The sequence below is a fragment of the Citricoccus sp. K5 genome (assembly GCF_902506195.1).
Classification (GTDB): domain Bacteria; phylum Actinomycetota; class Actinomycetes; order Actinomycetales; family Micrococcaceae; genus Citricoccus.
In genome coordinates, this window is sequence record NZ_LR732817.1 from 679,235 (window position 1) to 703,508 (window position 24,274).

Annotated in this window: 22 protein-coding genes and 1 riboswitch; of the genes, 12 read left to right on the forward strand and 10 right to left on the reverse strand. The window is 69.6% G+C overall.

Features of this window, described 5'->3' with window-relative positions; all coding sequences use genetic code 11:
- Window positions 1-32: 32 nt before the first annotated feature.
- Window positions 33-1,070, reverse strand: a complete 1,038-nt coding sequence (gene zapE, locus BOSE125_RS02910; RefSeq protein WP_159549693.1) for an AFG1/ZapE family ATPase — start codon at window positions 1,068-1,070, stop codon at window positions 33-35.
- Window positions 1,067-2,179, reverse strand: a complete 1,113-nt coding sequence (locus BOSE125_RS02915) for a phosphotransferase (protein ID WP_159549696.1) — start codon at window positions 2,177-2,179, stop codon at window positions 1,067-1,069. Before BOSE125_RS02915 ends, zapE begins: the two co-directional genes overlap by 4 nt.
- Before the next feature lie 146 nt (window positions 2,180-2,325).
- On the opposite strand from BOSE125_RS02915, the gene BOSE125_RS02920 reads away from it, so the two are divergent.
- Complete coding sequence (locus BOSE125_RS02920) at window positions 2,326-3,180, forward strand: CPBP family intramembrane glutamic endopeptidase (protein ID WP_236558122.1); 855 nt, start codon at window positions 2,326-2,328, stop codon at window positions 3,178-3,180.
- Window positions 3,181-3,266: 86 nt separating this feature from the next.
- On the opposite strand, the gene BOSE125_RS02925 is transcribed toward BOSE125_RS02920, so the two are convergent.
- On the reverse strand, window positions 3,267-3,923 hold the full coding sequence (locus BOSE125_RS02925) for a VOC family protein (RefSeq protein WP_159549702.1): 657 nt from the start codon (window positions 3,921-3,923) through the stop codon (window positions 3,267-3,269).
- A 200-nt stretch (window positions 3,924-4,123) separates the two neighbouring features.
- Window positions 4,124-4,238: riboswitch (SAM riboswitch) on the forward strand.
- A gap of 81 nt (window positions 4,239-4,319) precedes the next feature.
- On the opposite strand from BOSE125_RS02925, the gene BOSE125_RS02930 reads away from it, so the two are divergent.
- Together BOSE125_RS02930 and BOSE125_RS02935 are read left to right on the forward strand one after the other, a co-directional pair.
- Entirely contained in the window at window positions 4,320-5,684 is a 1,365-nt protein-coding gene (locus BOSE125_RS02930) for an O-acetylhomoserine aminocarboxypropyltransferase/cysteine synthase family protein (RefSeq protein WP_159549705.1), read from the forward strand.
- A 16-nt stretch (window positions 5,685-5,700) separates the two neighbouring features.
- On the forward strand, window positions 5,701-6,822 hold the full coding sequence (locus tag BOSE125_RS02935) for a homoserine O-acetyltransferase (RefSeq protein WP_159549708.1): 1,122 nt from the start codon (window positions 5,701-5,703) through the stop codon (window positions 6,820-6,822).
- A gap of 4 nt (window positions 6,823-6,826) precedes the next feature.
- On the opposite strand, the gene BOSE125_RS02940 is transcribed toward BOSE125_RS02935, so the two are convergent.
- The 3 genes from BOSE125_RS02940 to BOSE125_RS02950 all read right to left on the reverse strand — a co-directional run bounded on the left by BOSE125_RS02940 (window position 6,827) and on the right by BOSE125_RS02950 (window position 9,215).
- Window positions 6,827-7,387, reverse strand: coding sequence for a DUF2231 domain-containing protein (locus BOSE125_RS02940; RefSeq protein WP_159549711.1), 561 nt, complete (start codon window positions 7,385-7,387; stop codon window positions 6,827-6,829).
- A gap of 5 nt (window positions 7,388-7,392) precedes the next feature.
- Window positions 7,393-8,229, reverse strand: coding sequence for a class I SAM-dependent methyltransferase (locus BOSE125_RS02945; protein ID WP_159549714.1), 837 nt, complete (start codon window positions 8,227-8,229; stop codon window positions 7,393-7,395).
- Between the two features lie 107 nt (window positions 8,230-8,336).
- Window positions 8,337-9,215 (reverse strand): SGNH/GDSL hydrolase family protein, encoded by an 879-nt coding sequence (locus tag BOSE125_RS02950; RefSeq protein WP_159549717.1) that lies wholly within the window; start codon window positions 9,213-9,215, stop codon window positions 8,337-8,339.
- 86 nt (window positions 9,216-9,301) lie between these two features.
- Between BOSE125_RS02950 and BOSE125_RS02955 the strand changes: the two genes are divergently transcribed.
- Window positions 9,302-10,045 carry an alpha/beta hydrolase gene (locus BOSE125_RS02955; protein WP_159549720.1) on the forward strand — a complete coding sequence of 248 codons (744 nt, stop codon included), beginning with the start codon at window positions 9,302-9,304 and terminating at the stop codon, window positions 10,043-10,045.
- A 30-nt stretch (window positions 10,046-10,075) separates the two neighbouring features.
- Here the strand turns inward: BOSE125_RS02955 and BOSE125_RS02960 are convergent, their stop codons facing one another.
- Entirely contained in the window at window positions 10,076-10,363 is a 288-nt protein-coding gene (locus BOSE125_RS02960) for an RNA-binding S4 domain-containing protein (protein WP_159549723.1), read from the reverse strand.
- Window positions 10,364-10,525: 162 nt separating this feature from the next.
- Here BOSE125_RS02960 and BOSE125_RS02965 point away from each other — a divergent pair, with 162 nt between their 5' ends.
- The 4 genes from BOSE125_RS02965 to BOSE125_RS02980 are packed head-to-tail and all read left to right on the forward strand — an operon-like array spanning window position 10,526 to window position 14,874.
- Complete coding sequence (locus BOSE125_RS02965) at window positions 10,526-11,917, forward strand: glycine--tRNA ligase (RefSeq protein ID WP_159549726.1); 1,392 nt, start codon at window positions 10,526-10,528, stop codon at window positions 11,915-11,917.
- A 14-nt stretch (window positions 11,918-11,931) separates the two neighbouring features.
- Window positions 11,932-12,975: a GNAT family N-acetyltransferase gene (locus tag BOSE125_RS02970; RefSeq protein WP_159549729.1), complete on the forward strand. Its 1,044-nt coding sequence runs from the start codon at window positions 11,932-11,934 to the stop codon at window positions 12,973-12,975.
- Window positions 12,965-14,308 carry a YibE/F family protein gene (locus BOSE125_RS02975; protein ID WP_159549732.1) on the forward strand — a complete coding sequence of 448 codons (1,344 nt, stop codon included), beginning with the start codon at window positions 12,965-12,967 and terminating at the stop codon, window positions 14,306-14,308. The genes BOSE125_RS02970 and BOSE125_RS02975 overlap by 11 nt, the downstream gene beginning before the upstream one ends.
- Window positions 14,305-14,874 carry a cysteine hydrolase family protein gene (locus tag BOSE125_RS02980; protein WP_159549735.1) on the forward strand — a complete coding sequence of 190 codons (570 nt, stop codon included), beginning with the start codon at window positions 14,305-14,307 and terminating at the stop codon, window positions 14,872-14,874. The genes BOSE125_RS02975 and BOSE125_RS02980 overlap by 4 nt, the downstream gene beginning before the upstream one ends.
- A gap of 14 nt (window positions 14,875-14,888) precedes the next feature.
- Here BOSE125_RS02980 and BOSE125_RS02985 read toward each other — a convergent pair whose 3' ends face one another.
- Both BOSE125_RS02985 and BOSE125_RS02990 read right to left on the reverse strand, forming a co-directional pair.
- Window positions 14,889-16,067: a hypothetical protein gene (locus BOSE125_RS02985; RefSeq protein ID WP_159549738.1), complete on the reverse strand. Its 1,179-nt coding sequence runs from the start codon at window positions 16,065-16,067 to the stop codon at window positions 14,889-14,891.
- 14 nt (window positions 16,068-16,081) lie between these two features.
- Window positions 16,082-17,101: an LLM class flavin-dependent oxidoreductase gene (locus BOSE125_RS02990; protein ID WP_159549741.1), complete on the reverse strand. Its 1,020-nt coding sequence runs from the start codon at window positions 17,099-17,101 to the stop codon at window positions 16,082-16,084.
- Window positions 17,102-17,213: 112 nt separating this feature from the next.
- Between BOSE125_RS02990 and dusB the strand changes: the two genes are divergently transcribed.
- Together dusB and BOSE125_RS03000 are read left to right on the forward strand one after the other, a co-directional pair.
- Window positions 17,214-18,422 (forward strand): tRNA dihydrouridine synthase DusB, encoded by a 1,209-nt coding sequence (dusB, locus tag BOSE125_RS02995; RefSeq protein ID WP_159549744.1) that lies wholly within the window; start codon window positions 17,214-17,216, stop codon window positions 18,420-18,422.
- A gap of 94 nt (window positions 18,423-18,516) precedes the next feature.
- Complete coding sequence (locus tag BOSE125_RS03000) at window positions 18,517-19,794, forward strand: deoxyguanosinetriphosphate triphosphohydrolase (protein WP_159554615.1); 1,278 nt, start codon at window positions 18,517-18,519, stop codon at window positions 19,792-19,794.
- Here BOSE125_RS03000 and BOSE125_RS03005 read toward each other — a convergent pair.
- Window positions 19,791-20,501, reverse strand: coding sequence for a DNA alkylation repair protein (locus BOSE125_RS03005; RefSeq protein WP_159549746.1), 711 nt, complete (start codon window positions 20,499-20,501; stop codon window positions 19,791-19,793). The two genes, BOSE125_RS03000 and BOSE125_RS03005, sit on opposite strands and share 4 nt — an antisense overlap.
- A 428-nt stretch (window positions 20,502-20,929) precedes the next feature.
- Between BOSE125_RS03005 and BOSE125_RS03010 the strand changes: the two genes are divergently transcribed.
- Window positions 20,930-22,318, forward strand: a complete 1,389-nt coding sequence (locus BOSE125_RS03010) for an aromatic acid/H+ symport family MFS transporter (RefSeq protein WP_159549748.1) — start codon at window positions 20,930-20,932, stop codon at window positions 22,316-22,318.
- A 9-nt stretch (window positions 22,319-22,327) separates the two neighbouring features.
- Window positions 22,328-24,238, forward strand: a complete 1,911-nt coding sequence (gene dnaG / locus BOSE125_RS03015; protein WP_159549750.1) for a DNA primase — start codon at window positions 22,328-22,330, stop codon at window positions 24,236-24,238.
- Window positions 24,239-24,274: the final 36 nt, after the last annotated feature.

Genomic DNA, 24,274 nt, shown 5'->3' on the forward strand with positions numbered 1-24,274 from the left:
GTCGGTGAGTCCCACCACGCTGGCGGGGCAGATCAGGTGGTGGCCGTCCGTCCGCGGCCCAGCAGGCTCAGCCGGCTGAGGAACCGGTCGGCATCCCGGGGCAGGGGTGCCGCCCGTGCCCAGTCACGCAGTGGCAGCGGTGCCTCCACGTCCAGGCGCAGGTCGGCATCCACCAGCACATCCACCAGAAACGCGAACCGCTGGAACGCCTGAACGTCGATCTCCTCGGGGCACGGCACGGACAGCAGGCGCCACCTTGAATAGGTCCGAGTCAGACCGAGGAAGTCCTGCACGGACACCGGCGTGCCGCACAGCTGGCCGAAGGTCGCCTCGAGTTCGCCGGCCTCCGGATCGGCGGCGGCAACCTCGAGTTGCCGGGTCCCGCTGAACCCGACTGGCACGCGAGCGGAGGTCCCGGCCGCCGTCGGCCCCGGCGATCCGGCGACCGTCCAGGATACGGAGGCGAAGCCCGCGCCCCGGCCAGAGCTGGCGTTCAACGGCCGGTAGTCCACCCCGTTCGGGATCTGCCACTCGGTCAGGGAGGACTGGATCATCTCGATCACGGGCACCATCGCGTGGTGGAACAGTGGGTCCGGCAGCAGGCCGTCGGTCGGGTAGTTCGAGGTCAGCAGGAGCCCGGCATCCAGGGAGAGCAGACCGGGCAGGACACGGCGCAGCAGCATTGCATCGCCGACGTCATGGACGTGGAACTCGTCGATGAACACCAGCCGGGCGTCCCCGACGATCCGCGCCACCGCGTGGTCGATTCCGATCGGCTGGCCAGCCTGCGCGCTCGCGACCACCTGGTTCACCTGCCCCAGCAGGGCATGCATGTGCAGCCGCAGCTTCGGCACCTCGAGCGCGTTGAAGAACTCCGCGCCCAGCCACGTCTTCCCGCGCCCCACCCCGCCGTGCAGGTACACCCCGCGCGTGATCCTCCGCCCGGTCAGCAACTGCACGGTGGCCCGTTGCCCCGCATCCAACACCTTGCCGTCAGACTCCAGTGCGGCCGTCAGGGTCGTCTCCCGCAGGTGCGGCCACGGACCCCGTTCCCGACGCCGGCCGCTCACCGGCCGTCTACCGCGCCGGCCGCCGGCTCTTGCTCGGCCTGCCACCGACCCAGCGCCTCGGCGGCTCGCTCGATGCGGGGGAGCACCTTCGGCAGCAGCTTGGGCCAGTTCGCCGGCGGAATATCGCTCGCCGGCCCTTCACGCAGGGAGGCATCGTAGATCGTCTCCAGGGCCATCCATCCCAGCCACACCCGTCCCCGGAGGGCCTCGTCGGCGTCACGGGCAATGGCCTCCAGCTTCTCCTCGCCGTGCCACAGCGCGAGGTAGGCCGGGTTCAGTGCTGGGTCCCACACGGCGGCCAGGTCCCAGTCCAGGATCCCGGTCAGGTGCCAGCGCTCTCTGTCATCTCCGTCACGTCCGACCCCTTCGGCGGCAGAACGCTGCCACCGCATGTTGTGCCCGGCCAGGTCCCCGTGGACCAGTGACGGCGTCACCACTGGATCCTCCGTCCACGCGGTGTGCGTCGCGGTCAGGGTGGCGACCGTCTCGGCCCAGCGGTCCGCTGAGACCGCGCCTCCGGGGGCTTCCGGCGACCCGTCGGTCCAGACGCCGGGCCCGTGTGACGCCGCCAGCACCGACGGCACCGACTGCACTGCAGCGACCTTCTCCGCGGTCCAGGGGCCACGGTAGGCGAACGGCGGGCCGAGGTGTGGCGCCAGGGGAGTGGTGTCGATTCCTGCCAGCGTCCGGCACAGCTCGCGCAGCACCGGCACCTCGCCGGTGTGCGGTGGGTGCGCCTCGCCCGGGAGGTACTCCTGTACCACGGCGGCCATCCCCGCCGGCAGTCCGTCCGCCTCCCCGACCACCTCGGTCAGCGGCACGGGCACAGCGAAGGGGAACGCCGCCGTCGTGCTGAGGATCTGCAGGGTGGCCATGCGGTCGTTGAGGTGTGCCGCGGCCTCATGGGTGCGGGTCATCCGCACGGCGCCCACGCCGGGCAGCACGAGCACCCGGTGGAACTGACCGCCCTCGTCGATCACGCCGGCAGGCCAGTCCGCCTCGGACAGCCGGCGAGCGAGTCCGTCATCCGCGGCGAGGGCAGAGGCCAAGGGCCGGGCGGCCGCGGCGCAGGCGGCGGCGACGTCGTCAGGAGTCGGTGCGGAAGCCATGGATCCACGGTAGCGCGATGGCCGGCTCTGGCCGGGGTGGGACGAGGGGTCGGAAGACCAGGGGTTTCGGGCACTCCTACACTGGGGCGGTGACCACCCCAGCTTCGTCGTCTCCGAACGCCCCGACTCCGCCGACCCGTCCGGTAGTGGCAGGAGGGCTCGAGGCCCTGGCGGCCCCCTCTGCCCGGACGGTCCGCTGGGAGATCGCCATTGTGCTGGCGCTGTCCCTGGGGAAGTCGGCCGTCTACGCGATCGTCAATCTCATCGACAAGTGGACGCAGGCGCCCCTGTCCGGGCAGACCACCACGCTGAACCCGGCGCTGGACGATCGGCAGTACTTCGACCTGATGTACCAGCTGCTGGATATCGGTTTCGCCCTGGTCCCGGTGCTGCTGGTGCTGCACCTGGTGTGGATCCGGGGGCGCAACCCGCTCCGCACCTTCGGCCTGGACTTCCGCCGGCCGGGCAGGGACGTGGTCCTCGGAATCGGACTGTTCCTGGCGATCGGCCTCGGGACCCTGGCGGTCTACGCGGCCGGACGGGCCGCCGGCGTCACCACGGCCATCGTTGGCAGCGCCCTGACCGAGTACTGGTGGAGTACCCCGGTGCTGCTGTTCTCCGCGCTGCGGCACGGGCTGCTGGAGGAGATCATCGTGATGGCGTGGCTCTTCGACCGGCTCGGCTACCTGCAGCAGCGGCGCGCCGGGCTCGATCCGAACAGGCCCGGCAGTGAGGGTGGGCTGCGCACCTGGGCGAGCGGCGCCGTCGTTCCCTTGAATCCCGTCACCGTGCTGGTGGGCTGCGCCGTCCTGCGCGGCGCCTACCACCTCTACCAGGGGGTGGGGCCCGGGATCGGCAATCTGCTCATGGGGCTGGTGTTCGGCGCGGTCTACCTGAGATACCGGAGGGTGATGCCGCTGGTGATCGCGCACTTCCTCCTGGATGCCGCCGGATTCGTGGCGTACCCGCTGCTGGCGGCGGCGGGCCTGTTCAGCACCTGAATCCGTGACGTGAGCCTGGAGGGATTCACGTTTATCGGGGCTGAGAGGTGAATCCCTCCGGACTCAACGCAGGGTGGTGCGTGGAGTCAGAGCGTGACGGTGCCCTTGGGGGTCTCGAAGGTGACCTCGAGGATGCCGGGGGTGCCGGAGGGCGATTCGAAGACCACGTTGAGGTCCCCGACCGTCTCGTCCGGATCGTCCAGGCCCAGCCAGCCGCGCACGCGGTCGCGGGAGCCGGCGATCGTGATGGAGGACAGTTCGGCCTGGGGTGTGTGGGCCTGCGAGGGGTGCAGGTCTTCGGTGCCATCATCCCAGCGCAAGACATATGGGACCTGGGGGTCGGCGATGAGGCCCTTGATGCCGATCTGGCGCCACGTGAGTTCCCGGCCGTCCGGGAATTTGCGGTTGCCGGGCACGGACTGGCGCTCCAAGCGCTCCTCGAACGGTGCGAGGTCGTCCACGGTGACACACCAGCCCATCCAGCCGCCGCCCATCTCGGAGCGGGCGCGCACGGCCTGGCCGAACGGAGCCTTCTCGGAGGAGGGGTGGTCCAGCACCTCGACCACCTCGAGGTACTGGCGGTTGCGCAGCGGGAAGATCGCATTGCGCGTGCCGAAACGGGGGTGAACACCGCCCTTGACGCGCTCGATGCCGAGCGTTTCGGCGAGGCGGGCCACCGTGGCGGCGAGTCCTTCTTCGGGTCCAACGGCGTACGAGACGTGATCCAGGCGCATCATGCCCATATCGTCGCACTTTCTTCAGTCACGGACAGGTTAGGTTAACCTCACTTGAAATGTGCTCGAGGTCACAGGAGTGACCCTCGGCGGGCGCCGGGTGTCGGCGCCCGCGAGCACGCTGGCCACAGAAGCCCCGTGAGGCGCAATGCGACGCCCCAGGGCGGACGGGGATGAATCCCCGGAGCCGATCTGGCAGACTTGACGAAGGTCATGAGTGCCAGCATCAAGCCCCGGCTTGCTGGCCGGCAACCCTCCAGCTCGCGGTGGGGTGCCCCGGGTGAGGACCAGGCAGGTGCCAACCGGCACCGGCAAGCGCGGGCCACCACGCCGCGTCGGGTTGCTGGACGATGTCCCTGCCCGCCGGCATCACGCAGGTGGCCCTGGACTGACAGGAGTCGTCACGTGACTGACACCCCCAATAGCACCCCGAACGCCGAGGCCGCCCCCGATCCGGCCCAGTGGGGCTTCGAGACCCGCCAGATCCATGCCGGGATCCCGGAGGAGAACCCCTACGGCGCCACCGTGCTGCCGATCATCCAGTCGAACTCGTTCGACTTCCCCTCCGCGGAGGTCGCCGCGGACCGCTTCGCGTTGAAGGACCTCGGCCCGATCTACTCCCGCATCGGCAATCCCACCCAGGAAGCCGTCGAGGGCAAGATCGCCGCCCTGGAGGGCGGGGTCGGGGCACTGCTGCTGGCCTCGGGCCAGGCCGCCACCACCTTCTCTATCCTCAACCTCGCCGGGGCGGGTGACCACATCGTCGTGTCCGCCTCGCTGTACGGCGGCACCCAGAATCTGTTCAAGCACACCCTGGCCAAGATCGGCATCACCACCTCCTTCGTGCAGGATCCGGACAGCCCGGAGGGGTGGAAGAACGCCATTCAGGACAACACCAAGGCGCTGTTCGGTGAGACCCTCGGCAACCCCCGCGGGGACGTGCTGGACATCCGCGCCGTCGCCGACGTCGCCCATGGGGCCGGGGTGCCGCTGATCGTGGACAACACCCTGGCCACCCCGTACCTGCTGCGTCCGATCGAGCACGGCGCGGACATCGTGGTCCACTCCGCCACCAAATACCTCGGCGGCCACGCCGCGGCCATGGGCGGTGTGATCGTGGACGGCGGCACCTTCGACTTCGCCGCCCAGCCGGAGCGCTTCCCGGGCTTCAACACCCCGGATGAGAGCTACAACGGGATCGTCTTCGCCCGGGACCTCGGTGTGGACGGCATCCTCGGCGCCAACCTGGCCTTCGTGCTCAAGGCGCGGGTCCAGTTGCTGCGCGACTACGGCAGTGCGATCAGCCCCTTCAACGCCTTCCTCCTCAACCTGGGGCTGGAGACGCTGTCCCTGCGCATGGAGCGCCACGTGGAGAATGCCCGCCAGGTGGCCGAGTACCTGGAGGGCCACGCCCTGGCCGAGACGGTCATCTACCCCGGCCTGGCCTCCAGCCGGTGGCATGAGCGCGCCAAGCAGTACCTGCCGCAGGGTCCGGCCGGCTTCGTCTCCTTCGAGATCGCCGGCGGCCGCGAGGCCGGGGCCCGGTTCGTGGACGCCCTGCAGCTGCACCACCACGTGGCCAACATTGGCGACGTCCGCTCGCTCGTCATCCACCCGGCGTCCACCACGCACTCCCAGCTCACGGAGGAGGAGCAGCGTGCCGCCGGCGTGACCCCCGGCCTGGTCCGCCTGTCCGTGGGTGTGGAGAGCATCGAGGACATCCTGGCCGATCTTGACAACGGCTTCGCCGCGGCCGACGTGAGCGCCTAGGTCCGGAGGTATTCGCATGACCACCACCACCCCCCAGCCGACTGCCACAGGCCTGCCCGAGGGCGGCCTTCGCACCCAGCTCATCGGCGCCCTGGACTTCGAGACCGGCGGGCATCTGCCGGAGGCGGAGATCGCCTACGAGACCTGGGGCAGGCTCAACGCCGAGAAGTCGAACGCCGTGCTGGTGCTGCATGCCCTGACCGGGTCCACGCACGTGGCGGCCTCCTCCGGTGATCCGGAGGAGGGCTGGTGGGAGGGCGTCGTCGGCCCCGGCTGCGCCATCGACACCAACACCTGGTTCGTGATCGCCCCGAACATCCTGGGCGGTTGCTACGGGAGTACCGGCCCGTCCTCGCTGGACCCGGAGGGTGACCCCTGGGGTTCACGTTTCCCGTTCACCACCATCCGCGATTCCGTCCATGCCGAGGCGCGGTTGGCCGACGCGCTGGGCATCGAGCGCTTCCAGGCGGTCATCGGCGGCTCCATGGGCGGCGCCCGCGCCCTGGAGTGGGCTGCGACCTACCCCGACCGTGTGGCCGGCATGGCCGTCATCGCCTGTGGCGCGCACTCGACCGCCGAGCAGATCGCCTTCGCCCAGGCGCAGGTGCAGTCCATCAACCTGGACCCGAACTTCCGCGGCGGGGACTACTACCCGGGCCCGACGCCGGACGGCGGCCTGGGCATCGCCCGCAAGATCGCGCACATCACCTACCGGTCCGAACCGGACATGGTCGCCCGCTTCGGCCGCGCCGCGCAGCCCGAGGAGAACCCGTTCGGCGAGCCGGTCCGGCGGCAGGGGCGCTATCAGGTCGAGTCCTACCTGGACTACCAGGCGGCCAAGCTGGTCAAGCGCTTCGACGCCAACAGCTACCTGGTGCTGACCGAGGCCCTGATGAGCCACGACGTCTCCCGCGGCCGCGGGCCGGAGGCGGAGGTGCTCGGCTCCATCCGGGTGACACCGTTCATCGCCGCCGTCGAGTCCGACCGCCTGTACTTCCCGGGCCAGTCCCAGGAGCTCGCCCGCCAACTGCCCGGTGACGTGCCGGTGCACATGATCGATTCGCCGATCGGTCATGACGGGTTCCTGACGGACCTGGACCAGGTGGCCGCGGAGATGACGCGGGTGCTCGGACTCTAGGTCCTCACCCGACGCGCTCAGTCGGCCCGGCCCGGCCCGCGGTGCCCCGTGTCAGGGCCAGGTGGCCGCCGAGGAAGCCTGCAGATGCCGCGACGGCGTTGCCGGCCGCAGCCAGTCCGACCCCGAGGGCGTGACGGCCGCGGAGGCGGGCGACGAGAGATCCCAGGAACAGGAAGACGGCGGCGTCCGTTCCCAGCGCGTGGACCGCGCCGATCCGGTGATCGGCCCCTTCGGTCTCCGTCCAATCGGCAGCGCCGGCGAGGGCTGTCGGAATCGCGGCCAGCAACCCCGCCGAGACCAGCAGCGTGGCGCCGCGGCGTGACGGCGTCCCGCCGGCCAGGTCGAGGAGGGAGGCCCCCATCCAACTACCGAGGGTGATGTCGGTGAGGGGCGGGTGTATCGAGTGGCCGAGGGCGTTGGTGTGGAAGGGGCTGTGGCGCACCCGGTCGAGGATCGGCCCGTAGACGAATCGCTGGGCCTCGGCCAGGCGTTCCGCCGTGGAACTCTCGGCCACCGTGCGCAACATCGCTGCCGAGAGGGGTTCTGAGTCCGTTGTCCTGCGCATGGGGTTCAGCTCCTGGTGCCGACGGAGAGCAGGTACTCCATCTCGAACCGGGCTGCGTCGGCGGTTCCGCGGTTCCAGGTCGTCATCAGGTCATCGAGCGCGGCGTCGAATTCGTCCAGCAGGCCCTGGCTCCTGGCATGGGCCCGAGTGGAGATGGTGGGGCCGTAGGACGCGGTGAAGTGCGCGGCGAAGTCACCGGGTCGCGGGAAGGCCGTGACCTCCAAGACCCCACGATCGGCGGAGTGGAACTGGACCCGTCCGCCGAAGAGCTCGGCCAGGTGGTCAGCGCTGCCCCATAAGGGTGCCGGTTGCGCCCCGGGTGGTGGCGCCGGTGCGAACGGCTTCATGGTCCGGAAAAGCGCGCCCACCATGCCCTCCGGAGTCCAGCTCAGCAGGGCGATCCTTCCGCCGGGCCGGCAGACCCGCACCATCTCGTCGGCGGATGGCTGATGATGGGGCGCGAACATGACACCGATCGATGACATCACCACGTCGTAGGAGCCCTGCCCGAAGGGGAGGTGCTCAGCGTCGGCCTCGACCCATTCGAGGTCGAGGTTCTCCGCCTCTGCCCGGCGACGGCCGGCGTCGAGCAGCTCCGGGGTGAGATCGCTGGCGGTGACCGCGGCCCCGGCGGCAGCGGCCGGAAGGGAGGCGTTGCCCGTGCCGGCGGCCACGTCGAGGACGCGGTCCCCAGCGCCGATTCCGGCGGCGCGGACCAGGCGTGGTCCCAGGGGCAGGAGAAACCTCTCCACCATGGTGGGGTAATCGCCCGAGGCCCACATCCCTCGATGCTTCTTCTTCAGGTCCAGATCGGATGGTTCGGGCACAGGCGTCGTTGACATGACGGGACTTCCTGGAAGATGCGAGGAATCGTTCCCCGCAGGAGAATTATCCCACCGCGTCCTCGATGGGGGGAGCCCTCGACGCCCCCGGGTTGAGCCCGGCAGCCCTAGTGTCCGGAGGTGTCCGCGCCCTGGGGCATCGGGTGCCCGAACATCGGCTCGGCGAGTGGTCGCTTCGGGGACAGTCCGTCACCGGAGGACTGCCGACGCAACCGCCGCAGCACCCAGGGCATCAGGTGCTCGCGGGCCCAGTGCACGTCCTCGGTGGCTGCTTGACGCCACGTGCGCGGCACCGGTGGCTTCGGCTCCATCGGCACCAGGTCGTGGGGGACGTTGAGGGTCTCCAGCACCATGGCGGTGATCGTGTGGTGCCCTGTGGGGGAGAAGTGCAGCCGGTCCGCGGCCCACATCTCCTTCCGGGTCAGCTCGCGCAGGGCCCATAGATCCGCCACCACAGCCTCGTGCCGTAAGGCCACGGTGTGCACGTTCTCGTTGTAGATCGCCACCTTGCCGCGGATGCGGCCCATCACGGGGGTGTCACGGATGTCCGGGCCGGTGAAGAGCACCACCGTGGCCCCGCCGGCGGCGAGGTTCCCGACCAGGTCGTCCAGCTTCTCGGCGATTGCGTCCGGGTCCCCGCCCGGCCGGATCACGTCGTTCCCGCCGGCGCAGAGGGTGATGAGGTCCGGTTTCAGCTCGATGGCCGGCGTGGTCTGCTCGGCGGCGATCTGGTCGATCAGGCGGCCGCGGATGGCCAGGTTGGCATAGGAGAAGTGCTCGCTGTCCGGGACTCGGTGGGCGAGCTCCTCAGCCACCCGGTCCGCCCAGCCACGGTGAGAGCCAGGCCGCTGCGGGTCCGGGTCGCCGATGCCCTCGGTGAACGAGTCCCCCAGAGCCACGTAGCGGCGCCAGGGGTGGATCGGGTGCAGGGGCGCGTCGGAATACAGAGACGCGTCAGAATGCGGAGGAGCCGAGGAACCAGACATGCCACGATCCTAAATGCCTGGTTACCCATCGGTCACTACGCAGTACTGACAGAACGCGTCCAGGACTCCTCGCCTACGCTGGGATCATGACCGAACCGCAGACTCCCGACCCGTCCCATTCCGAGCCCACAGAACCGTTCGTCCGTTGGTCCCGCCCCGAGGCCGAGCGCGGGGGGACGCACCTGCTGGTGGTGCTGCACGGCTACGGCGCGGACGAGAACGACCTGTTCGGGATCGTCCCGGAGCTGCCGGAGAAGTTCACGATCGCCTCGGTGCGAGCACCGCTGGTCATGGATCACGGTGGCTACACGTGGTTTCCGCTGACCAACTCCCTGCAGTCCTCACCCCTGGCGGTTCGGGCCGCCATCGAGGACCTCCAGGAGTGGGTGGCCGCGCAGCGGCCGGACTTCGCGAGCACCTCCCTGCTGGGATTCTCCATGGGCATGGCGATGGCCACCTCGCTGCTGCGCCGGGAACCGCAGGCCTATGCCTGCGTCGTCGGGCTCTCCGGCTTCGCGATCGACCCGACCATGGTGCCCGGTGCCGAATCCGCAACACCGGAGGCCGGCGTCGTGCCCTCGGAGGTGTCCGGTGCCGGCCCCCTGGCCGGATTCTTCGATGACGAGGCCGTCAAGGCGGTCAAGCCCCCGGTGTTCTGGGGCCGGGACCAGGCCGACCCGGTCATCACACCGGACAAGATCGAGTACACGCACGCCTGGATGAACGAGCACGTGAACATGACCAAGGTGCTCTACGCCGGAATCGGCCACGGCATCGGCCCGCAGGAACTGCGTCACGTGGGGGAGTTCCTGGACTACGTGGTGAAGTAATCAGCCCTCAGCGCACGGAGCACCGAGCCTTCAGCTCCCGGACGGGACCACCTTCACGGCCTCGCCGGAGAACTCGAACACGTCCCCGGGGTGCAGCTGGCGGCCGCGGCGGGTCTCCGGATCCCCGTTGACCTGGACCAGGCCGGCCTCGATCACCGCGCGTGCGTCCGCCCCGTCCTCGACCAGGTTGGCCAGCTTCAGGGCCTGCCCCAGCCGGATCATCCCGTCGCGGATCTCCAGTGGTGCCGGATGTGCGGACGGGGCCTCGGGGGCGCGGCGGTGACGGTGAAGGGACTCGGGGCTCGGGTGCTCGGACATACCTCCATTGTGGCCCGAGATCCGTGCCGGTGCACCAGCCGCGGCCCGCTGGGGACCTAGACTGGGCCGGTAACCGACGAATGCCGGCGTGCCACGCGCGCCGGCTCCAGTGCGCTGACCGCAGCCAGCGGCCGAAGTAACAGACACGGATGTGATGCCCCCATGGCCCCCAAGACCACCCTCGACCAGGTCATCTCCCTCGCGAAGCGACGCGGCTTCGTGTTCCAGGCCGGAGAGATCTACGGCGGCTCCCGCTCGGCGTGGGACTACGGGCCCCTGGGTGTGGAGCTCAAGGACAACATCAAGACGCAGTGGTGGAACACCTTCGTGCGCGGCCGTGAGGACATGGTCGGCCTCGACTCCGCCATCATCCTGCCCTCGGCCGTGTGGAACGCCTCCGGTCACGTGGCCACCTTCACCGACCCGCTGGTCGAGTGCACGTCCTGCCACAAGCGCCACCGCCAGGACCACCTCATCGAGGGCTTCGTCGCCAAGAAGGGCCGTGCCCCCACGGGCGGGATCGGCGGCATGGACGAGATCGCCTGCCCCGATTGCGGCACCCGCGGATCCTGGACCGAACCGCAGATGTTCTCCGGGCTGATGAAGACGTTCCTGGGCCCCGTGGACAACGAGGAGGGCCTGCACTACCTGCGCCCCGAAACCGCTCAGGGCATCTTCGTGAACTTCCTCAACGTGGTCAACGCCGCCCGCCGCAAGCCCCCGTTCGGCATCGGGCAGATCGGCAAGGCCTTCCGCAACGAGATCACCCCGGGCAACTTCATCTTCCGCACCCGCGAGTTCGAGCAGATGGAGATCGAGTACTTCACCCACCCCGAAGCCGCCACGGAGCACTTCAACACCTGGGTGGAGGCCTGCTGGAACTGGTTCATCGACCTGGGCATCAACCCGGACAACATGCGCCGCTTCGACGTCCCGGACGGCGAGCGCGCCCACTACTCCGATGCCACGATCGACCTGGAGTACAAGTTCGGCTTCGCCGGATCCGAGTGGGGCGAGCTCATGGGCATCGCCAACCGCACGGACTTCGATCTGAACTCCCACACTTCAGCCTCCGGAACGAAGATGCAGTACTTCGACCAGACCTCCGGCGAGCGCTACACCCCGTACGTGATCGAGCCCAGCTTCGGTCTCACGCGATCGATGATGGCCTTCCTGGTGGACGCCTACCGCGAGGAGGAGGCGCCCAACACCAAGGGCGGCACGGATGTGCGGACCGTCCTGGGCCTGGATCCGCGGCTGGCCCCGGTCAAGGCCGCCGTCCTGCCGCTCTCCCGCAAGGAGGAGCTTGTACCCACGGCCAAGCGCCTGGCGGACGAGCTGCGCGGGGTCTGGAACATCGACTATGACGACGCCGGCGCCATCGGCCGCCGCTATCGCCGCCAGGACGAGATCGGCACCCCGTTCTGCATCACCGTGGACTTCGACTCCCTTGAGGACCAGGCCGTCACCATCCGCGAACGCGACTCCATGTCCCAGGAGCGCGTGGCCCTGGACCAGGTGCGCGGCTGGCTGTTCGAGCGGCTGTCCAAGTAAGGGGAGGGGTACAGATGACGGTTCCCGACGCCGGCCCCCAGCTCCCAGCGGGTGTCTCCCTCCGGCCGTGGGCCGAGGGAGACGACCTGCGGCTCCTGGAGTTGTGGGGAGACCCCACCGACGCCCAGCACCACCAGGACCGCGCCATGCTGCGCCCCTCGAGTACCCGGCCGGACGAGCCCTGGGCCCGGTGCCTGGTGGCGGAGGACGAGGGCATCCCGGTCGCCGCCGCGGTCGTGTATGCCTCCTCCGTACATCCGCAGCGCCTCTGGTTCTACGCCGAGACGGCTCGCGAGTTGCGGGGCCGCGGCCTCGCCACCGCACTGCTGACCGCACTGCGCGCCGAGGCTGAGGCCGCCCGCGCCGAGGGGGCGTTGGCGACCACGGAGCTCAAGACCCGCTTCGCCGTGGCCGCGGACGAGCTGCCGGAGACCGCGCCGGACGTGGCCGGGACCGGCGCCGCGGCGCACCACCCGGCTGACCACCCGGCCGCGACCTTCCTGGCAGGGAAAGGATTCGCGCCGCTGCAGCGCTCCCGGCGCATCGCCGTCGGGCCCGGGGTCATCAAGGCTCCGGAACTGGACGGCACCGGGCTGGCCGTGGAGGACCTGGCGACGGGTTCGGTGGAGCTGACGCAGGCGGTGGCGGCGTTCTACGCGGCCACGCATGGCTGGGACCCGTCCGATCTGACCATTGGCCAGGCACAGCAGCTGCTGCTCGGCCCCTCCACGGGGGCCTCCGGAGCGGTCGTGCTGCGCTCCCAGCCCAAAGCCCAGGGTGGCGGGATCGATGCCTTCGCCATCTCCTACACGCCGGAACGCACTGAGGATCCCACCGACGTGCTGCTGGGCTGGAACCCGGAACTGGCGCGGGTGGACGCCCAGACCGCGGCCGCCTCGCTCCTGGCCCTGCTGACCACGCAGTACCCGGTCCAGCTCGAAGTGGACGACTCCATGGACATCCTCACCCCGGTCCTCGACCAGCTGGTCACCACCGGCCACGCGCAGGTGCTGCTGGACACGCGAATCTGGGCCACCGATGTGCCCGATGCCTCCTGAACACGGTCCTGAGCTAAGTCATGAACACGGCCACGGCCACGGACTGCCGGCGGGGCCCGGTGCCGACGAGGCGCTGACCGGGACGGGTGGGTCAGGCCGCCGGCGGGTGGTCATCGCCCTTGCGGCGATCCTCGGCCCGCTCACCGTGGTGCTGATCGCGGCCATGATCGCCCTCTGGCCGTCCGGGTCCCACCAGGAACTCTCCCTGGCCGACCCCTACGGGACCTCGCAGGGCATCACCATGGTCACGGGCACCGTCACCGGGCTTCAGCCCCGGGACTGTGGCCCGGAGGCCGGGACTCTGGAGACTCCCACCGGCGGGATGGCCGGGGACCCCTCGGCCGCGCAGGTGGCGTGCGTGGATGCCGTGGTGGATCCGGACGGTGGCGGTACCGACAGCGCGGTGGTGCCCATTCCGACGTCGATCAGTGCCTCCATGGACGTGGAGGTGGGGGACCGGCTCAAGGCCCTGGACCTCAGCGCGCTGCCGGGCGGGGACACCGGCGCCGGGGAGTCGGACTACGTGTTCGTGGACTTCGAGCGGACCGTCCCTGTGGTGGTGCTGGCCCTGCTGTATGCCCTGGTGGTGGTGGCCGTGGCCCGTTGGCGGGGTCTGCGGGCCATCGTGGGTCTCGGACTGGCCTTCACGGTGCTGTTCGGCTTCATGTTCCCGGCACTGCTGGAGGGCGGTCCGCCGCTGTGGATTGGGTTGGTCGGGTGCTGCCTGATCATGCTCGTGGTGCTGTACTTCGCGCACGGGTTCTCGCTGCGGACCACCACCGCGTTGCTGGGGACCCTGATCGGCCTGGCCCTCACCGCCGTGCTGGCGTTGTGGGGGACGGATGCGGCGTATCTCACCGGCCTCGGGGACGAGTACTCCTACATCCTGGCCACCGTGGCCCCCGAGGTGCGGCTGTCCGGGATCGTGCTGTGCGGGCTGCTCGTGGCCGGGCTCGGGGTGCTCAACGACGTCACGATCACCCAGGCCTCCGCCGTCTGGGAGCTGCAGGCCGCGAACCCCGCGGTGTCCAAGCGGGAGCTGTTCGCCTCCGGGATGCGCATCGGCCGAGACCACATTGCCTCCACCGTGTACACGATCGCCTTCGCCTACGCCGGAGCGGCCCTGCCCGTGCTGATGGTGGTCTCCCTCTACGACCGCAGCCTCTGGGACACCCTGATGTCCGGCGAGCTCGTCGAGGAGATCGTGCGGATCCTCGTCGGCTCGATCGGGCTGGTGCTGGCGATACCGATCACCACCGGCATCGCGGTGGCGGTGGCGAAATCCGTCGCGGCGCCGGTCTCCCAGGCTCCCACCTCTAAGGTGGATTCATGACCGAGCTATCGACCGCCGTGGTCTTCATCGACCTGCAGGAGGGGTTCTTCGAGGATCCCTCCTCACGGGACAACCGTGAACTGATGGTGGCGGAGTCCAACCGACTGGCAGGACGTGCCCGCCAGGCCGGCATTCCCGTCTTCGTGGTCAGCACCGTGCACGCGCGGGACAAGTCGACCTGGACGCTGAAGATGCTCGAGGACGATCAGGGCTTCAACTTCCCCGGCACGCCCCAGGTCCGGCTGCTGGACGGACTGGACCTGGAACCGGCCACACACCTGGAGAAGATCCGGGACAGCGCCTTCCATGGGACCTCCCTGGCCCAGCGACTGCGGACCGTCGGCGCGCAGACCATCATCCTGGCCGGGGTGGCGGCCGAATCGTGCATCGCGGCGACCGGACGTGACGCCTTCGCCCACGACTTCCGCGTGGTCTACGCCCGCCAGGCCATCGCCTCGTCAGTGGCGGAGACAGGATGGCCCCTGCTGGAAGGACTCTGCGACACCTTGCGCCAGCAGATCCTCAACCGTCCGGACCTGGAGCGGTTGCTCACGGCGGATAGCTGAGCCCGGAGCGGAAGCTATCGCCGGTAGGTGCTGGGCCAGCCGCTCCGCAGCCGCCGGACGAGCCCGTCGGGCTGCCGCTGCAGCCGGCCGGTCACCAGTCCCTCCTGCAGGCCCTCGCTCAGCAACTGCCGGATCTTCGGGGCAGAGGTCGGTAGGAAGGCTCCGTGGGGGACGGCGCCGTTGATGGTGCGCTGTACGCCCTCGGGCAGACTCTTCAGCCCGCGGGCGATGCCGTCGTTGAGGCTCTGGGTGAGACCGGACGTGAATCCGGCGGTCAGGGCCAGGTGCTGCTGGGCCAGTTCGAGCAGTTCCTCGTCCGGCATTCCCCGGTCCGCGGGCAGCAGGACCCACAGGGCGTTGGCGACCTCCACCGGGGGGATGTCCTGGATGCTGACGTCCGCGTCACGGCCGAAGGTGCGGTAGACGCCCCAGTGCTCGACCACTGTGGAGCCGGGCCACAGGAAGCCGTGGCGGTCGGCGGTGTACCGGCGGGTCTGGATCAGCTGGTCAAGGGCCTTCTGGGCACGGTGGGCGTGGCCGGCACCCGTGCTCCGTTCTCGCAAGGCCTTGAGGGCCGTGTCCCGGCGGAGGGGGTAGGTGGCATCGAGGAACTCCTTCACGGACCGCGTGGCGCTGGCCTGCTCGAGCGAGCCCAGGCGGGGGAGCATGGCGGACCGTCCCCACCGGGGATCCAGGAGGAACTGAGGATGGGGGACCTGCAGCGTTCCGGGGCGGGTCCAGCCCACGGACCGCACGGCGCGGTCGGTGTCCCGGTAGGCGTCCTCCAGTCGTTCGACGAGCAGTTCGAACTCCTGCAGGTCCTGCTCGGTGGGATTCAGGCCCGACGCCGGATCCCGGCTCCCGCTGCCGAGCTCTCGTCCGGCGCGGCCCGGCGCCCGGGAGACCGATCGCTCCAGCTCGGCCCTATCCTTCTGAGCGCGCTTGAGCGTCCCGGAGAAGCCGCGGACCACGGGGCTCGAACGATCCAGCCAGCCGGGGGCCGCCAGCGCGTCGTCCGGGCTGCGCTCGTAGCGGTCAGCGTCCAGGGTCACCTGGTTGAAGCGGCTCTCCAGGGCACGCCACCGGTCCTGCCTCACTGTCAGCATGCGGCGCTGGATGGCGGCCACTCCGGCCCACCCGCCGAGCCCGACCACCACGGCCAGCACGAGGAGCAAGACAACCCAGAGATCCATGCTTAAAAGTTACTTCACTTCCAGCCCAGGGCCTGCGCCACCTCGGCCCACTGCGTGAACAGGTGCGCGTTGTACTCCACGCCCAGCTGGTTCGGGTTGGCCATCAGCACGTAGTCGGCCGACTGAACGGCCTCGTCGGCGCGCAAGAGCTCCACCACCTCGTCGAAGGTGCCGGAGTACGTCGGACCGCCACGGGCCTTGCCACCCTCGAGGTGACCGGAGGAGTCCGAACGCTCGCGGCGTCCGCCGAAGTACATATCGTCCTGCGCGGAGACGATCGGGAACACCGAACGGGTCACCGCCGTCATCCCGCCGGTGGTGTGGCCGGAGGCGGCATAGGCCTGCCGGTACTGGGCGATCTGGTCAGCCTGCTGGACGTGGAACGGCCGGCCGTCGTCCTGCAGCAGCAGCGTGGAGGAGAGCAGGTTGTAGCCCTGCTCTCCCGCCCGGACACCGGAGGTGGTGTTGCCCGAGCCCCACCAGATGCGGTCCACCAGTCCGGGGGACTGCGGCTGGATGGCCAGCTTCTCCTGGCCGGGTTGCGCCCAGCCGGAATCCGGATCGGCGTGCGCCACGAGCCCGCCCGAGATGGCATCCCGGAAGCGCTCACCTCGGGCCTGGGCCAGCTCGGACCAGGACTGGCCCGGCTGCAGGTCGTAGCCGAACTGGTGCTGCCCGTCCCGGGCGGCCTCGGGAGAGCCGCGGGAGATGCCCAGCTGGAGCCGGCCGCCGGAGATGAGGTCCGCCGTCGCCGCCTCCTCGGCCATGTACAAGGGGTTCTCGTACCGCAGGTCGATCACGCCGGTGCCCAGGTCGATGGTCTTCGTGGCCGCTCCCATCGCCGCCAGCAGTGGGAACGGTGCGGAGAGCATGTTCTGGAAGTGGTGGGACCGGATCCAGGCTCCGTCCAGACCGGCCTCCTCAGCGGCCACCGCCATCTCGATGGTCTGGCCCAGGGTGGCCCCGGCGTCCGGGGTACGGGATCCGGGCACAGAGCTCCAATGCCCGAAATTCAGGAATCCGATCTTCTTCATGACTGCAAGAACATCACGGTGACCGGGGTTCTTCCAGCGTTGGCCTGTGGCGTTGGCCTCCACCGGTGGAGGGCGCCAGCGGGAGGCGGCCCGTTCTGGGATAATGAGTGGAATGACTGCCGTGACCGACGCTTCCCAGCGCACCGAAGCCGCGGCCCAGACCCCAGGGCGCTTGAACCTTCCCGCCCTGCAGCTGGGCCCGCTGATCGTCGAGACCCCCGTGGTGCTGGCCCCCATGGCCGGCATCACCAACAACGCCTTCCGCCGGCTCTGCCGTGAATACGGCGGCGGACTGTACGTCTCCGAGATGGTGACCGCCCGGGCGCTGGTGGAGCGCCGGGCAGAGTCACTGCGGATCATCCACCATGATCCGGATGAGACCCCGCGCTCCGTCCAGCTCTACTCCGTGGACCCGGTCACCACCGGCCAGGCCGTGCGGATGCTCGTGGAGGAGGACCGCGCGGACCACATCGACCTGAACTTCGGCTGCCCCGTCCCCAAGGTCACCAAGCGCGGCGGCGGCTCCGCCCTGCCCTGGAAGTCGGAGCTCTTCGCGTCCATCATCGGCGCAGCCGTGCGGGAGGCCTCCAAGAAGGACATCCCGGTCACCGTCAAGATGCGCCGCGGCATCGACGAGGACCACCTGACCTACCTCGACGCCGGCCGCACCGCCCGGTCCCTGGGCGTCGCCGCCGTGGCCCTGCACGGGCGCACCATGGAACAGCACTACTCAGGCCAGGCTGACTGGGACTCCATCGCCCGGTTGCGGGAGGCCCTGCCGGACATCCCGGTCCTCGGCAACGGGGACATCTGGAGTGCCGAGGACGCCATCGCGATGGTGCGGCAGACCGGGGTGGACGGGGTCGTCGTCGGCCGCGGCTGCCAGGGCCGCCCGTGGCTCTTCGGGGACCTGCAGAACGCCTTCGAGGGGTCGGACGAGCGTTTCCGCCCGGGGCTGGCGAAGGTCGCCGACACCTTCTACCGCCATGCGGAGCTGCTGGTGGATACCTTCGGCGGGGACGAGGGCAAGGCCCTGAGGGACGTCCGCAAGCACGTGGCGTGGTACTTCAAGGGCTACCAGGTGGGCGGGGAGCTGCGGGCACGGCTCGCCCAGGTCCCGGACCTGGCCACCTTGCGCGAGCTGCTGGACGAACTCGATCCGCACGCCCCGTACCCCGGGCCCGACGCCGAGGGGCCGCGGGGCCGCGCCGGTTCGCCCAAGCGCCCCCATCTCCCGGAAGGCTGGCTGGACTCCCGGGAGCTCAACGCCGAGCAGAAGTCGCTCATCCAGGCGGCCGAGCTGGACGTCTCCGGTGGCTGAGCCGGCGTCGTTCCCGGTGCCTGCCCGGCGGATCCGGCACCATCAGGCGGTGCTCTTCGGCGCCGAAGGCCGGCCGCCCTACGCGGGCCGTCCGATGGAGCTGCCCGGATACGCGCCGCAGGACCGGGAGCGCTGGCTGCCGGAGCCACCCAAGAGCTCCTACCGCTCGGACTTCGAACGGGACCGGGCCCGGATCCTGCACTCCTCCGCCCTGCGCCGGCTGGGGGCCAAGACCCAGGTGGTCGCCCCGGACGAGGACGATTTCGCCCGCACCCGGCTGACCCACTCCCTCGAGGTCGCCCAGGTGGGCCGCGAACTCGGGCGGTCACTGGGCTGTGACCCGGACGTGGTGGACGCCGCATGCCTGTCCCACGACCTGGGACACCCACCGTTCGGGCACAACGGGGAGAAGGCCCTGGACGCGCTGAGCCAGGACATCGGCGGGTTCGAGGGCAACGCCCAGACCCTGCGGCTGCTCGCCCGGCTGGAGACCAAGAAGTTCTTCGAGGACGGCCGCTCCGCCGGACTCAACCTCACCCGCGCGTCCCTCGATGCCTCCTGCAAGTACCCGTGGACCAGGGACGAGGCGCCGCTGAAGTCTGATGGCGAGCCCACCCGCAAGTTCGGCGTCTACAGGGACGACCTGCCCGTGTTCGAGTGGTTCCGCCGTGGAGTCTCCGGAACCCGGAAATCGATGGAAGCACAGGTCATGGACCTGGCGGATGACATCTCCTACTCGGTGCATGACGTGGAGGACGGGATCGTCAACGGCCAGTTCCAACTGAAGTGGCTCACCGACCCGGAGCACCGGGCCCTCGTCATCGAGCGCACCCGCCAGTGGTACCTGCCGGACACGGACCCCGCCGCGGTCGAGGCCGCCCTCGACCGGCTCGAGGCCACGGACGTCTGGGTCACCGAGGCGGACGGCACCCGACGGTCCCGCGCCGCGCTGAAGGACATGACGAGCCAGCTCATCGGCCGGTTCTCCAACGCGGCGTTCGACGCGACCCGTGAGGTCTTCGGCAACGAGCCCCTCACCCGCCACGGCGCGGACGTGGTGATCCCCGAGGACACCGACATCGAGATCGCGACCATGAAGGGCATCGCCGCCGCCTACGTCATGAGCTCAGACGCCCGCCAGCCGCTCTACGCGCGCCAGCGCGAGATCCTCACCGAACTGGTCGAGCTGTTCTGGGAGACCGGGGAGAGGTACCTGGACCCGATGTTCGCCGGGGACTGGCGTGAGGCCGCCGACGACCGGGGGCGCCGCCGCGCGGTGATCGACCAGGTTGCCTCGCTGACGGACTCCACCGCCATCGAATGGCACGCCACCCTGGTCCGTGGCGAGCAGTTCCGCCGCAGCTGGGTCTAGCCGGCCCGCTCCTCGTCGCGCTTCACGATCTCGGTGATCCAGATCGGAGCGAACGGTGAGGTGCAGTTCGGGGGAGTGGGATAGTCCTTGAGCACCTCGAGGCGCTCGCCGATCGCCATGGCCTGCTCCCGCAGCTCCGCATTCTCGATCCCGATCGCGGCCAGGGTGTTGTTCATGGACCACTGCAGGTCCTTGGGGGCGTCCTTCATCCGGACCTCGATGGTGTTCAGCAGCGCGGACAGGTCCAGGACCTCCGGCTTCTTGTACACCTGGTGGCTGATGAGGTCCCAGCCCGCGGCGGCCACCAGCTGGTCCGGGTCCTCGGCCCACAGCTCCCGGAGCTCCTCCAGGTGGGGGCTCTTCTTGGCCACGTAGTTGACCAGCCAGTCATGGACCTTGGGAGCGCGTCCCTCGCGGATCATCGCGTCCAGCTCTCCGACGCCGAACCTCTTCGGCGAGCAGATCAGCAGGGCGACCAGCCGCGTGGCGGTGTCGCCGGTGGCCCAGAGCTCCAGGGCGAAGTCGTGCCGGGGTGCGGGCGGGAGCTTCACGGCCTTGGCCACCCCACGCAGCTTGGAGAGATTCACCCCGTGATCGTCGCCGCGTTTCTCGTTCGCGGCGCGCATCTTCGCGTCCTCGAGAGAGGCCAGTTCAGCCTGCACTGCCTCGACGGTGGGGTGGATCTCAGTCTGAGGGGTGGCGGCCATGGTGACCATCGTAGGCCCGGACCAGCGCCGGAGGCACCTGCCCGGCACCACGGCGCCGGTGCGTTCGTGCGGGCCGTCCACGTTCTGGGTCGCGATGGTGAGCGAGTCGCCGGAGGCGGCCGACCGCCGCTGCCACGCGGCCACCGCGAGGTGTCCGGAGTTCGGTCCTCCTCGCGGAGGGTGGGCACGCCGGACCCCGCATCATGAGCTGGCCAGTTGTCGAGACTCGCCGAGTGGATCGACAGCTGGCGCGGCCGTGATCCCAGATTTCGTGGCCGGCGTCTCGGGGGCCTGTGACCCCCGCGACAAACGTACGTATACGTAAGGTAGAGTGTTCAACGATCGTGTGAGCGCCGTCATGGACCACCATGGCGCAGGACTCAGTCCGGCCGCCCGCGAAACCCCGCCCGTCTCATCCCGGAGGTCACATGGCCACGTCCACCCGCGCCCGTACCGGGTCCGGCTCACTCGTGTTGCGCGGACGCAACTGGGTCGCACCCCTCTGTTGGTTCGCCGTCCTGCTCGACGGCTTCGACGCCGTGGTCCTCGGCGCCATCATGCCCATGCTCACCTCGGATGCCTCCATGGGCATCGACAACGGCACCGGCACCGTGATCGCCACCGCCGGCCTGGTCGGCATGATGATCGGCGCCCTCGGCATGGGCTGGCTGACGGACAAGTTCGGGCGCCGCAAGCTGCTGATCGGCGCCGTGATCGCCTTCTCCATCCTGACCTTCGTCACCGGCTTCGCCCAGGACGCCACCACCATCGGCATCCTGCGCTTCCTGGCCGGACTCGGCCTGGGCGGCTGCCTGCCCACCGGCATCTCCATGGTCACGGAGTTCGCCGGCCACAAGAAGGGCTCCAACGCCACCACCCTGATGATGACCGGTTACCACGTGGGTGCCGTGATCACCGCACTGCTGGCCATCTGGGCCGCCAGCGAGACCGTCTCCGGCTGGCGTGAGATGTTCTTCATCGGCGGCCTGCCGGCCCTGATTCTGGTGCCACTGATGTGGCGCTACCTGCCGGAGTCCCCCGACTTCCTGATCTCCCAGGGCCGCATTGAGGAGGCTCGCCGGGTGGCCGACCACTACGGCGTGGAGATCGAGGAGCAGCCCGAGCGCGCCTTCGCGGGCGCCAGCCCGGAGGCGGCCGACCACGAGAAGCAGGGTGCCGCTCTGCTGCTGTCCGCCACGTACCGCCGCAACACCATCTTCATGTGGATCGCCTCCTTCATGGGCCTGCTGCTCGTCTACGGCTTGAACACCTGGTTGCCGCAGATCATGCGCGAGGCCGACTACGACCTGGGCAATTCCCTCGGCTTCCTCGTGGTTCTCAACGCCGGCGCCGTGATCGGCCTGATCGTCGCCGGCAAGGTCGGCGATGCCATCACCCCGCGCAATGCCGCCATCCTCTGGTTCATCGGCTCGGCAATCCTGTTGGCCGCCCTGGCCATCAAGCTCCCGTTGCTGGGTATCTACGTGATGATCTTCATCACCGGTTGTTTCGTGTTCTCCGCCCAGAACCTCGTCTACGCCTTCGCCGCGACCAACTACCCGCCGAAGGTCCGTGGCACCGCCTTGGGCATGGCCGCCGGGGTGGGGCGTCTCGGGGCCATCTCCGGCCCGATCATGGGCGGCACCCTCGTGGCCGCCGGCATCGCCTACCCCTGGGGGTTCTTCGGCTTCGCCGTGGCCGGGGCACTGGGCGGGGTGGCCGTGAGCGGCATGCGCACCATGCGCCGTGGCCAGGGCAGGGACCAAGTCGAGTCCGCACCTGTGGACAGCGAAGACCGGGAGCAGGTCTCGGCCTAGACTGTCTGCATGGCAGGCCTGATCAAACGCGAGGACATCGATCTTGTCCGCGAGCGATCGGACCTCAAGGAGATCGTGGACGCGTTCGTGACGCTGCGCAGCGCCGGCGTCGGATCCTACAAGGGACTGTGCCCCTTCCACGATGAGCGCAGCCCCTCCTTCCACGTCCGCCCCTCGGTCGGCACCTATCACTGCTTCGGCTGTGGGGAGTCCGGGGACGCCATCGCGTTCCTGATGAAGATGGAGCACACCACCTTCGCCGAGACCGTCGAGCGGCTGGCCGCGCGGGCCAGCATCGAACTGCACTACGAGGACGGCGGCTCCGGTCCGGACAAGGAGCAGGTCGGCCGCCGCCAGCGGTTGCTCGAGGCCAACAAGATCGCGGACGAGTACTTCCGGGACCAGCTCGGCACCCCCGGCGCGGCCACCGGACAACAGTTCCTCGCCGGCCGCGGCTTCACCTCCGAGCACGCCCAGCACTTCGGTGTCGGCTACGCCCCCCAGGGCTGGGACAACCTGCTCAAGCACCTGCAGCGCAAGGGCTTCCGTGAGGACGAGCTGAAGCTCACCGGGTTGTTCTCGGAAGGCCAGCGCGGCATCTATGACCGCTTCCGGGGCCGGCTGGTCTGGCCTATCCGGGACATGACCGGCGCGACCATCGGATTCGGTGCCCGCAAGCTCTTCGAGGACGATCCCGGCCCCAAGTACCTCAACACCCCGGAGACCGGTCTCTACAAGAAGTCCCAGGTGCTCTACGGGATCGACCTGGCCAAGCGGAACATCGCCAAGAAACGCCAGCTCGTGGTCGTCGAGGGCTACACGGATGTGATGGCCGCGCACCTGTCCGGGGTGGACACCGCCGTCGCCACCTGTGGCACCGCCTTCGGCTCAGACCACGTCAAGATCGCCCGCCGGCTGATCTCGGACGACGGCACGGGTGGGGAGATCATCTTCACCTTCGATGGGGACGCCGCGGGGCAGAAGGCCGCGCTGCGGGCCTTCGAGGAGGACAACAAGTTCCTCGCCAAGACCTTCGTGGCCGTGGAACCGTCCGGGATGGACCCCTGCGACCTGCGCCAGGACAAGGGCCCCGAGGCGGTCGTGGCGCTGATCGACTCGCGCCGCCCGCTGTTCGAGTTCGCCATCAAGGCGGGGATGAAGAATTTCAACCTGGACACCGTGGAGGGCCGCACCGGTGCCCTACGGCACGCTGCCCCCATCGTCGCCGGCATCCGTGACTCCGTCGTCCGCCCCGGCTATGAGCGTGAGCTGGCCGGCTGGCTCGGCATGGAGCCGGCCACCGTGCACCGCGCAGTGCAGAGCGCGCAGCGTGCGGCTGCCTCGCCGGCGTCGGGACATCGCCGGGGACATTCCGGCGACGGCCGGTCGGCGGGCCACGGCACCGCGGGCGACGCCGGCCGGCCCGGGGGAGCGGGGCCGGGCTTCCAGCGCCCGGACGTACGCGATCCGGCGGCCCGGATGGAGAAGGAAGCCCTCGAGGTGGTGCTCCAGCAGCCCACCCTGCTCTCGGCGGAGCAGTGGCAGGCGTTCTATGCCGCCGACTTCAAGGTGCCCGCCTATGCCGTCATCCATTCCGGGATCCGTGCCGCCGGCATGGCCGGTGCCACCCCGTCACAGTGGGTGGAGCAGGTCCGTCAGGAGGTGCCGGTCGAACTGGGATCACTCGTCAGCGAACTGGCCGTCACGCCGTTGCCGGCGCGGACCTCCGAGGACCTGGTGCGGTACTGCCGGGACATCATGAACCGGCTCTTCGAACTGCAGATCACCCATCAGAAGGGCGATCTCATGGGCCGGCTGCAGCGCTTGGGCCCCCAGGGTGATCCGGCGGAGTTCGCAGCCTTGAACCGCCAGCTGGTGGACCTGGAGATGAAGCGCCGGTCCCTGCGCGCCCGGGACTGATGACCGGTGCCGGCACAGCGCCGGCACAGCGCCGGT